This is a genomic window from Chromobacterium vaccinii (assembly GCF_000971335.1).
GTDB lineage: Bacteria > Pseudomonadota > Gammaproteobacteria > Burkholderiales > Chromobacteriaceae > Chromobacterium > Chromobacterium vaccinii.
In genome coordinates this window covers 47,959-57,510 of sequence record NZ_JZJL01000034.1, presented here as the reverse complement: position 1 = coordinate 57,510, position 9,552 = coordinate 47,959, and the positions used below count along the sequence as shown (strand labels likewise).

General features: G+C 68.2%; 10 protein-coding genes. 4 read left to right on the top strand and 6 right to left on the bottom strand.

Annotated elements, in window-relative coordinates:
* The coding region (locus VL52_RS16115) for a DUF4347 domain-containing protein (RefSeq protein ID WP_046157988.1) at positions 1–2,911 on the bottom strand (2,911 nt) is incomplete at its 3' end.
* A 239-nt stretch (positions 2,912–3,150) separates the two neighbouring features.
* Here VL52_RS16115 and VL52_RS16110 point away from each other — a divergent pair.
* The gene (locus VL52_RS16110; RefSeq protein WP_046157971.1) at positions 3,151–3,927 is read left to right on the top strand and encodes a class I SAM-dependent methyltransferase; all 777 of its coding nucleotides are present in this window, start codon (positions 3,151–3,153) and stop codon (positions 3,925–3,927) included.
* On the opposite strand, the gene VL52_RS16105 is transcribed toward VL52_RS16110, so the two are convergent.
* From VL52_RS16105 to VL52_RS16095, 3 genes are read right to left on the bottom strand one after another with little or no spacing between them, the layout of a single operon-like run.
* Positions 3,919–4,266, bottom strand: a complete 348-nt coding sequence (locus VL52_RS16105) for an antibiotic biosynthesis monooxygenase family protein (protein ID WP_046157970.1) — start codon at positions 4,264–4,266, stop codon at positions 3,919–3,921. The genes VL52_RS16110 and VL52_RS16105 overlap by 9 nt on opposite strands.
* Entirely contained in the window at positions 4,263–5,357 is a 1,095-nt protein-coding gene (locus VL52_RS16100; RefSeq protein WP_046157969.1) for a cytochrome P450, read from the bottom strand. Before VL52_RS16100 ends, VL52_RS16105 begins: the two co-directional genes overlap by 4 nt.
* On the bottom strand, positions 5,354–5,983 hold the full coding sequence (locus VL52_RS16095; protein WP_052729349.1) for a DUF6058 family natural product biosynthesis protein: 630 nt from the start codon (positions 5,981–5,983) through the stop codon (positions 5,354–5,356). Before VL52_RS16095 ends, VL52_RS16100 begins: the two co-directional genes overlap by 4 nt.
* Positions 5,984–6,063: 80 nt before the next feature.
* On the opposite strand from VL52_RS16095, the gene VL52_RS16090 reads away from it, so the two are divergent.
* Positions 6,064–6,774, top strand: coding sequence for an ArsR/SmtB family transcription factor (locus tag VL52_RS16090; protein ID WP_046157968.1), 711 nt, complete (start codon positions 6,064–6,066; stop codon positions 6,772–6,774).
* 14 nt (positions 6,775–6,788) lie between these two features.
* On the opposite strand, the gene VL52_RS16085 is transcribed toward VL52_RS16090, so the two are convergent.
* On the bottom strand, positions 6,789–7,184 hold the full coding sequence (locus VL52_RS16085; protein ID WP_046157967.1) for an acyl-CoA thioesterase: 396 nt from the start codon (positions 7,182–7,184) through the stop codon (positions 6,789–6,791).
* A gap of 237 nt (positions 7,185–7,421) precedes the next feature.
* Positions 7,422–7,718 carry a DUF2325 domain-containing protein gene (locus VL52_RS16080; RefSeq protein WP_021475592.1) on the bottom strand — a complete coding sequence of 99 codons (297 nt, stop codon included), beginning with the start codon at positions 7,716–7,718 and terminating at the stop codon, positions 7,422–7,424.
* 208 nt (positions 7,719–7,926) lie between these two features.
* Between VL52_RS16080 and VL52_RS16075 the strand changes: the two genes are divergently transcribed.
* Together VL52_RS16075 and VL52_RS16070 are read left to right on the top strand one after the other, a co-directional pair.
* A complete protein-coding gene (locus tag VL52_RS16075) occupies positions 7,927–9,240 on the top strand; it encodes a Na+/H+ antiporter family protein (protein ID WP_046157966.1) in 1,314 nt (437 codons plus the stop codon).
* Position 9,241: 1 nt separating this feature from the next.
* A complete protein-coding gene (locus VL52_RS16070) occupies positions 9,242–9,469 on the top strand; it encodes a SlyX family protein (RefSeq protein ID WP_082107302.1) in 228 nt (75 codons plus the stop codon).
* Positions 9,470–9,552: the final 83 nt, after the last annotated feature.

Genomic DNA, 9,552 nt, shown 5'->3' with positions numbered 1-9,552 from the left:
TGGCCGTCGCGCCGCTGGACGTCAGCGTCAGCACCCCGGTGCCGCTGTTGTAGCTGGCGACGATGTTGCCGTAAGTCACGGCGCTGGTGTTGGTGAAGCTCAGCACGTCCTCGCCGCTATGGAAGTTGCCGGTGATCGATGCCGTGGCGCTGGCCAACGTGGTGTTGTCGAGGTCGGACACGGTGATGCCGCTGTCCACCGCCACCGGCGTCGAGGTGGCGTTGTCGCCGGCGGTGAAGGCGGTGCTGCCGCCGCTGGCGGTGGCGATAGGCGTCTGGTCGGTGTCGGCCACCGTCACCGTCCGCGTCACCGCGGTGCTGGAGTTGCTGCTGCCGTCGGCCACTTGAAAGCTGATGGTGCGGGTGGCGCTGTTCGGCGTTACTGCGCTATCGGTATATTTCACCGCGCGCAATGCCGCCTGCCATTGCGCCAGCGTGGCGGTGGCGCCGCTGGAGGTCAGCGTCAACACGCCGGTGCCGCTGTTGTAACTGGCGCTGATGTTGCCCATGGTGCTGCCATCGTTGGTGAATGACAGCACATCCTCGCCGCTGTGGAAGTTGCCAGTAATGGACACCGTGCCGCTGGCCAGCGTGGGGCTGGCGTTGTCGGTGACGGTGATGCCGCTGTCCACCGCCACCGGCGTCGAGGCGGCGTTGTCGCCGGCGGTGAAAGCCGCGCTGCCGCCGCTGACGGCGAGCAGCGGCGCGGCGCTGACCGCCATCGTCACGCTGGCGGCGCTGCTGGTGCCACCGTGGCCGTCGTTGACCGACACCTGGATGGTGCGGGTGGTGGTGTTGGGAATGCCGGCGGCGGTGTCGTTGTAGGTCAGCGCGTCCACCAGCGTGGTCACCCGGCTGGCGGTGGCGTTGCTGTTCAAGGTGACGATCAGGTCATGGCCGCTGACGCCGTCTCCATTGGTGGCGATGGTGCCGATCGCCACGCCGCCCACCGATACCGTGCTGCCCACGCTGGTGCCGCTGGACAGCGTTACCGTGCCGCTGGTGTCGATGCCCAACGCGTCCTCGCCGCTCTGGCCATTGGCCGAGATGTGGACGGTCACATTGCCGCTGTTGAAGTTGGTCGAGTCGCTGTCGGTCACCGTCGCAGCGGTGCCGGTATCGAGGTGGACCGCGCCGCCGCCGGCATAATAGGTGTTGCTGTCGCCATTGAGGTTGCCGATCACCGGGGCCGCGTCGGCGGCCACGGTCACGGTCTTGGTCACCGTGGAGCTGGTATTGCTGCTGGCGTCGGTGATGGCGAAGCTGATGGTGCGGCTGCTGGTATTGGGCGTCAGCGAGCTGTCCCGATAGGTGACCGCCTCCAAGGCCGCCTGCCACTGGGCGTTGGTGGCGGTGGAGCCGCTGGAGGTCAGCGTCAGCACCCCGGTGCCGCTGTTGTAGCTGCCGCTGATGTTGCCCATGGTGCTGCCGTTGTTGGTGAAAGCCAGCACGTCCTCGCCGCTGTGGAAGTTGCCGGTGATCGACACCGTGGCGCTGGTTTGGGTCGAGGCCGCGGTATCGCTGAGAGTGATGCCGCTGTCCACCGTCACCGCGCTGCCGGTGCCGCCGCTGTAGGCGCTGCTGCCGCCGCTGGCGGTCAGCGTCGGCCCGGGGAAATGGAAGTTGGTGGCGTTGATGGCGCCGATGCCGAGCAGGCCGGTGATGTTGTGGCCGTTGGCGGCCAGAACGCGGAACGAGTCTATGCCCTGGAAATTGCTGTTGCTGGACACATTGAACGTCACCAGCGAGCCGCTGTTGTCGATATCGCTGACGCTCTGGCTCAACGTGGCGCCGCTGACGGCGGAACCGTTGAGGTAGCCCACCAGCTGGACGGTGCCGCCGGAGAAAGTGGAGTCGTAGCCATTCAGCACCACGCCGATGGAGTTCAGCGTGAACAGGCTGCTGTCGTTAGGCTTGACCGAGAAATAGTTGATCTGCTTGACCCCGTCGCTCAGCGCGTCCACCGTTTCCACCGAGCTGGAGCCGTCCTTCTCGATGATGATCATCTCGTTCTGGCCGTCGCTGTTGGAATTCATCTGCATCGTGAAATTCCAGCCAAGAACATTGCTGACCGTCAGCGAGGAAACGCCAGTGGGCACCACGGTGGTGGAGCCGTCCTGCGAGTCGAAGGTGGTGGTGCCGGAAGTGGGCCGGGTCAGCAAGCCGTTATAGTCAGTCAAGCTCAGCGCGGCGACGTGCAGCCGGTCGGTCGAAAATTCCAGCGTCCAGTCGCCGCCCAGGCTGGCGGCGCCGGTGGCGTCGGTGGAGGCGGCGGTCACCCGGCCGCTTTCCCGCGCGATGGCATTGACCAGCGCGGCGCCGTCGCTGCCCTCGGCCACGTCGCAGCCATACAGCAGGATGTCGCCGCCGGGGCGCAGCGCCTGCCCTATGGCGGCCAGCTCGGCCTGGTAGTTGGCGACGTTGGCGGTGGTCAGCTGGGCGGTGCCCAGTTGCAGGTCGTTTTCCTGGCCGTGCGAAATGATGTGGATGGCGCTGTAGCCGCTATGGGTTTGCGCCCACTGCGCGATCTGCGCCAGGCCGTCCTTGCTGCTGTCCAGAATCACCACCTGGTAATTGGACGGCAGCTGGGCGATCAGGCTCTGGTAGTTGGCGACGTTGGACTCGACGAACACCACCTGCGGCCCCTGCGCATGGGTGTCGCGCGCGCTGGCGGCGGCATCTCGCGGCTGGGCGGTGGCGGCGACCGCAGCCGCCGTCTCGCCGTGGCGCTGCTGGGCGTCGACGCGCGCCGCGTCGTGCGCGGGGTCGACATGATGCGCGGCCTCGCCGACCGAAGCCGCCACCCCGCCGTCGAACATCATCCTGGGCTCCAGCGCCTGCAGCAGCAAACGGCCGGCCGGACGTCCAGCCTGTTTGGCCGATTCCCGGCCCGTCGATTTCCACCACGCCATGTTCCTGCTCCCGCGCCTGCGCTACGGCTGCCGCCGATTGCGTTTGAATAAAAATATCCCTTCTAAAGAAATAGACTAGTTGAGCGCATAAAAAAATGTCGTATGAGTAAAGGTTCTTTAGATAAATCTACTTAGCACCCCTCCGCTGAGCGCCGCCGCTTCCCTTCACCCGGCCAGCCGCGGCTTGCGACGACGCTCCGCATCCCGTATCGTGCGCAACAGATTTTGAAGGACCGCCGATGACCGCCACACCGCTTTACTGCGCCGAACCCGCCCGCCTCGACGCCGCCCGCCGCCTGTGCGAGCGTTTCTCCTTGCCCCTGATCAAGCAGCGGCCGGCCGACGGCTACTGGCTGGAACTGGGCTCCGAACGGTTGGAATTGCTGACCACCGGCAAGCACGGCGCGGTATACGCCGAATTCGTCGATGGCGCGGCGCGCCACCGCCGCGAACAGGGCGGCGGCCGCGGCCAGCCGGTGGCCAAGGCGGTGGGGCTGAGGGGAGCGAGGGATCTGCCTCACGTGGTAGACGCCACCGCTGGCCTGGGCCGCGACAGCTTCGTGCTGGCCACGCTGGGCTGCCGGGTGACGATGGTGGAGCGCTCGCCGGTGGCGGCGGCGCTGCTGGCCGACGCGCTGGAGCGCGCGGAACGCGACGAAACCACCCGCGACATCGCCGCGCGGATGACGCTGGTGCTCGCCAACTCGCGCGACTGGCTGGCCGGCCTCGCCGAAGCACAGCGCCCCGACGTGGTGTTCGTCGACCCGATGTTCCCCGACACCGACAAGAAATCCGCCGCCGCCAAGAAAGACATGCAGGCCTTCCAGCACGTGATTGGCGACGACATGGACAGCGCCGAGCTGCTGGCCGCAGCCATCGCCGCCGCCAAGGTGCGGGTGGTGGTGAAACGGCCGCGACTGGGCGCGGCCATCGCCGGCGTGAAGCCGTCGGCGGTGCTGGACGGCAAGTCCACCCGCTTCGATCTCTACGTGATCAAGGCCCTGGCCTCAGGCTGAGTGCGCGGCGCGGCTGTCCGTCGGCGCCTGCCCGCGCTCGTTCATGCCGTAATCGCGCAGCACCGCCGCCACTCGCAGCCGGTAGTCGGCGAACACGCCTCCCCTTCCCGCCGCCTGCGCCATCCGGTGCGATTCCAGATTGCGCCAGGCGGCAAGCGCGGCCTCGTCCCGCCAGAACGACAGAGACAGCAGCTTGTCCGGCTGATTCAGGCTCTGGAAACGCTCGATGGAGACAAAACCATCCATCGTCCGCAGCTGCTCCGCCAGCCGCGCCGCCCATTGCAGATAGGCCTCGCGGCCGCCTTCGGCCAGCGTCGCCTCGAATATCACCGCGATCATGCTCGTTCTCCCGCGCCGAAGCGGCGCATTCTGACATTGGGCGGGCCAGCAAAGGTGACGCCGGCGCCCAGGGCCCCCCAGTCCGGACGGCTCTCCTCCAATGCATGCAAAGCGCCGCGGGCGGTGGCCAGGGCCAGCGCCTCGCCCGGGCAGGCATGCCGGCCGCCGCCGAAATCCATGGCCTCTGCCGGCCCGGCCGGATCGCGCGCGGCGGCGGCCAGCAACACCAGCACCTGGTCGCCGGCCCGCAAGGTCTGGCCGGCCAGCGTCACGTCCGCTTCGACGAAACGCCGGGTGTGGTGCAGCACCGGGTCTTGCCGCAAGCGCGCGCGCCACTCGACGGGATCGGCATGGTCCCACTCTCCTTCACAGCGCCAGGCGATGCCGGCCGACAGCAGCCCGGCGCCGGCATCGCGGCTCTGGAACAGGATGCCAAGCAAATTGGCGTACAGGGCGGCATCGTCCAGGCCGGCGAACGCATCGCGCCAGCGCCGCAGCCACCCATCGGCCGATAGAACGGCGAGATCGGTCAGCAAGGTCCGGCAAGCCTCCGCGCCCCGCTCGCGCGCCGCGGCATCGGCATCGATCGCCAAGGCCCGGCACACCCGCGCGATCCCTGCCGCCGCCTCCGCCAGCGCGGCTTCCGGCCAACCCAGCAGCGAAGCCAGCGTGGCGACCGGCAAAAAATCGACCAGCGCGTCCAGCCGGCGGCCATCGACCTCGCCGGTCGGCAGAAAAGCCCGCGCCAGCCGCCGCGCCGTCTGCTCCGCCTCGTCGCAGGACTGGGCCGCCAAGCCCTCGCCCACCGCCGTCCGCAAGCGGGCATGCGCGTCGCCCTCGCACATCCGCGGCCAGCGGCCGAACGCCTCTCCCAGCGGCGACCCGGCGATGCCCGCCGGCACCGGCTCCCGCGCCGGCCGCACGCGGCAGACGGTGCTGGCCAGCACCGCGTCCACCGCCCGGCGCGAGGCGGCCAGCCACAGCCCCAGTTGCTCGTCGCGCCGCCAGCCATCCTGCACCAACGCCCGGTAATAAGGATAAGGATCGGGATGGCCGGCGGCGGCCAACGCGTGTTCCGGCCAGCCGTTCATGCTCCGCCTCCCAGGTATCGCCGCCGCGCGCCGTCGACGCAGCGCGCGCGGGAACTGGCCGCGCGCTCGTGCGGCGCGAACCACGCCTCCACCTCGTCCAGCAGGTCCACCGCTCGGCGCAGCAAGGCCAGCTCGGCCTCCGGCAAAAAGGCTCGGGTCTGGCGTTCGGTCAGCCGGTCTATCAGGGCCACCATCGCCTCTTTGGCCGCGATCTGCTCCACCCGGCCATGGCGGGTGCAGACGCCGTAGGCGCCGGCCAGGAAATGCGCCCACTCCTCGTCCAGGCCGCCCGCAGGCTCCGCGGCAGGCAGCCCCTGCTCCGCCAGACGCGCCAGCTCGGCCCGGTAGCGCCGATCGAAACGCGCGCGCAGCGTCGCCGCTTCGGCATGCTCGGCCGCTATCAGCCACTCGGTCATCGCCTGCGGATACCAGGCCAGCTCGCCGCCCAGCGCCCGCTCGCCAAAGTAAGACGTAACGGTGCCGGCGCAGCGCAGCCGATAGGACGGCAGCGGCGCGCGTCCTTCACGTTGCAGCTCGGCCAGCCGCTCCGGCGCCAGTCCGCAGCGGAACAGCAGCTGCGGCTCGCTCATGAAATAGGTGTGTAGATAATCCAGCAGGGCGCGCATGTCGCAACTCCTTGGCATGTCGTTCGAATGCCCGTATCGTAGCCAGGCATCGACCACGATGTTTCACGCTGGAGTGAACCATGACCGCCGCCCATCTCCCCGACATCAGCCGCCTGGCCAGCCTGCTGGCCGATCCCGGCCGCGCCCTGATGCTGCTGTTGATGCTGGACGGCCGCAGCTACCCGGCCAGCGAGCTGGCTCAGCACGCCGGCCTCAGCGCCCAGGCCGCCAGCAACCACCTGGCCAAGCTGCTGCAAGGCGGCGCGGTCAAGGTGGAGCAGCATGGCCGCCATCGCTACTACCTGCTGGCCAACGCGGCCATCGCCCAGGCGCTGGAGGCGCTGAGCGCCGCCGCCCACGGACACGATCTGGCCCGGCCGCGCGCGGCCAGCCGGGTGACGCCGGAGCTGCGGCTGGCGCGCACCTGCTACGACCACCTGGCGGGCCGGCTGGGCATCGCCATCGCCGACGCGATGCTGGAAAACGGATTGCTATTGCTGGACGAGGACAGGCAGTTCGCGGTGACGGCAGCCGGCCGCGGCTGGTTCGCCGCGGCGCTGGAGGTGGAAGCGCCTGCCGGCGGCAAGCGGCCGCTGGCGCGGGCCTGCCTGGACTGGAGCGAGCGGCGGCCGCATCTGGCCGGCGCCCTCGGCGCGGCATTGTGCCGGGAATTCCTGCGACGGAACTGGGTGGAGCGGCGGCTGGACAGCCGCGCGCTGCGCGTCACCCCGGCCGGGCAAACCTTCCTGCGCCAACAGTGGGGCATCCGGCCGGATACGCTGGCGGAATAGACGCGGCGGCAGACTCAGGCAGTCAGCCGCTCGGCGAAGCCTTCCGGAATGGCGGGGCGGCCGCGTTCATTGATCGCGGTGCCGATCACCAGGCCATCCAGCACCACCTTGCCGTCGGCCGCGCGCACCACCTGCTGGCGGAAGCCGAAGCGCACCTTGGACACCGCTTCGAAAGCCACGGTGACGGCGAAGGTGTCGCCGCTGGTCAGCGAGGCCTTGTAGTCCATCTCCGAGCGCACCACCACCAGATTGATCTTGTCGCGCGCCAGCTGCGCGAAATCTATGCCCTTGGCCAGCAAGAACTCATGCCGGGCATGTTCCAGGTAATTGAAATAGACGCCGTTGTTGACGATGCCCTGCATGTCGCACTCGTAGTCGCGCACTTTGAATTCAACGGAAAAGACTGACATCAAGCGGCTCCCTGTTTCGAAACGATGAAGCGCCCGCCGCGGCGGACAAGCCGCTTGGACGCCGACGATGGCAGGGAGTTTCTCAGATAGGCGGCCGGGGAACCAGCGCCGCCATCCGATTTCAGCGGGAGGAAGGGGTTGTCGGCGGCGCGACGCGGCGCCATTCCACCTTGGGCGGCGCCTGCAGCGCGGTGCGGCCCAGCAGCCAGGCCAGCCAGTTTTCGTTGCCGGAAAAAATCATGACAGCCTCCTCCAGCCATGGTGGCGCAAACGCTGCTCGACCGCGGTGGCGGAACGGCGGCAGGCCAGCACCGGGATGCCCAGCGCGGCGGCGCGGTCGCGGTAATGCCGCATCACGTTGTGGCCGAGAAAATCGGTGAGCAGGATCAGCACGTCCGGCCGGCCGGGCAGCGCCGCCTTGCGTTGATGCGCGACGTTGCGGCCGCAGATGTGGCGGGCGATGCGGATGTCGTACAGGCTCAGCACCTCGGGAATATTGCCCAGGCTATCGGCTCCCACCAGCAGCGCTTCCATCTTGCCTCCTTGCCGCCTCGAGCGGAATCGGGTGATGGTTTGACTGTAAAGCGGCCGCTTAATCCCTCAAAGTAATAATAAATTTTATTTCAATACCCATTTGATATATAGATGGCATGGAAGGTCAGACTGCTAGACAGTCCCCGGCAAACCCGTTACCCTGCCCGCCCCGCGCAGCCGCGCATAAGCCACTGATTTGTCTATACAAATGAATGCCGTTGTACTAGCCGTGGGCGCCATGCTCACCCTGACCCTGCTGCGCACCCATGTCGTCATCAGCCTGCTGATCGGCGCCCTGGTCGGCGGCCTCGCCGGCGGACTGTCGCTGCCCGCCACCCTCGCCGCCTTCAACCAGGGCATCACCGGCGGCGCTTCGGTGGCGCTGTCCTACGCGCTGCTGGGCGCCTTCGCCGTCGCCATCGCCAAATCCGGGCTGCCGCACGCGATGGCCGACCTGGCGGTGAAGAAGCTGGAGCACGCCAGCGCCCACCGCAAGCTGAAATGGACGCTGATCGCGCTGCTGGGCTGCGTCAGCGTCGCCAGCCAGAATCTGGTGCCGATACACATCGCCTTCATTCCGATGCTGATCCCGCCGCTGCTGTACGTGATGGCGCGGCTGCAGCTGGACCGCCGGCTGGTGGCCTGCGTGATCACCTTCGGCCTGGTGACGCCGTACATGGTGTTTCCGGTGGGCTTCGGCGACATCTACCTGAAGCAGATCCTGCTGGGCAACGCCGCCAAGGCCGGCATGGACACCTCGGGCATCAACGTGATGCACGCGATGGCGATTCCGGCGCTGGGCATGGTGGCGGGCCTGCTGTCGGCGGTGTTCGTCAGCTACCGCAAGCCGCGCCGCTACTCGCTGGGCAAGATCGAAAACGCCGAACGCACCCACGCCCGCGTCAGCCGCAAGTCGCTGGCCACCGCCTTCGCCGCCATCGTCGCCGCGTTCTCGGTGCAGCTGTACACCGACTCGATGATCATGGGCGCGCTGTCGGGCTTCCTGTTGTTCCTCGCCGCCGGCGTGGTCAAGTGGAAGGACGCCGACGGCGTGTTCAACGAGGGCATGAAGATGATGGCGATGGTGGGCTTCACCATGATCACCGCCCAGGGCTTCGCCGAGGTGCTGCGCGCCAGCGGCGAGATCGCGCCGCTGGTCAAGGCCGGCGCGGCGCTGTTCGAGGGCCAGCGTTCGCTGGCCGCGCTGGCGATGCTGGCCATCGGGATGACGGTGACGCTGGGCATCGGCTCGTCGTTCTCCACCGTGCCCATCCTCACCGCCATCTACGTGCCGCTGTGCGCGCACCTGGGCTTCTCGCCGATGGCCACCGTGGCCATCATCGGCACCGCGGGCGCGCTGGGCGACGCCGGCTCGCCGGCGTCGGACTCGACGATGGGCCCGACCTCGGGCCTGAACCTGGACGGCCAGCACGACCATATCCGCGACACGGTGATCCCCACCTTCCTGCACTTCAACCTGCCGCTGATGACCGCCGGCTGGATCGCGGCGATGGTGTTGTAGAATGGCGGGCATGCATACCGAAAACGAAAACCGCGTCGAGGCGCTGGAAGTGCGCCTCGCCTTCCAGGACGAGCTGCTGGACGCGCTGAACGCCACCGTCGCGCGCCAGCAGAAGGAAATCGACCTGCTGCAGCAGCAAATCCGCCTGCTGTACCAGCAGTTCAGGAGCGCGCAGCCGGACGACGGCCCCGGCGGATCGCCGCGCGACGAGATTCCGCCGCACTACTGAGCGCGGCGCGCTTCACGCCGCGCGCGTCTCCCCGTTCACCGCATATGGGCAGCGCATTCCGCGCCGCCCATATTCGGGGAGAC

Excerpts from the sequence above, each read along its gene's own strand:
- VL52_RS16100 (WP_046157969.1), bottom strand. The coding sequence starts at position 5,357 with ATGAACGGCTGGCCGGAACACGCGTTGGCCGCCGCCGGCCATCCCGAT.
- VL52_RS16105 (WP_046157970.1), bottom strand. The coding sequence starts at position 4,266 with ATGATCGCGGTGATATTCGAGGCGACGCTGGCCGAAGGCGGCCGCGAG.
- VL52_RS16085 (WP_046157967.1), bottom strand. The coding sequence starts at position 7,184 with ATGTCAGTCTTTTCCGTTGAATTCAAAGTGCGCGACTACGAGTGCGAC.
- VL52_RS16075 (WP_046157966.1), top strand. The coding sequence starts at position 7,927 with ATGAATGCCGTTGTACTAGCCGTGGGCGCCATGCTCACCCTGACCCTG.
- VL52_RS16095 (WP_052729349.1), bottom strand. The coding sequence starts at position 5,983 with ATGCGCGCCCTGCTGGATTATCTACACACCTATTTCATGAGCGAGCCG.
- VL52_RS16080 (WP_021475592.1), bottom strand. The coding sequence starts at position 7,718 with ATGGAAGCGCTGCTGGTGGGAGCCGATAGCCTGGGCAATATTCCCGAG.
- VL52_RS16110 (WP_046157971.1), top strand. The coding sequence starts at position 3,151 with ATGACCGCCACACCGCTTTACTGCGCCGAACCCGCCCGCCTCGACGCC.
- VL52_RS16070 (WP_082107302.1), top strand. The coding sequence starts at position 9,242 with ATGGCGGGCATGCATACCGAAAACGAAAACCGCGTCGAGGCGCTGGAA.
- VL52_RS16090 (WP_046157968.1), top strand. The coding sequence starts at position 6,064 with ATGACCGCCGCCCATCTCCCCGACATCAGCCGCCTGGCCAGCCTGCTG.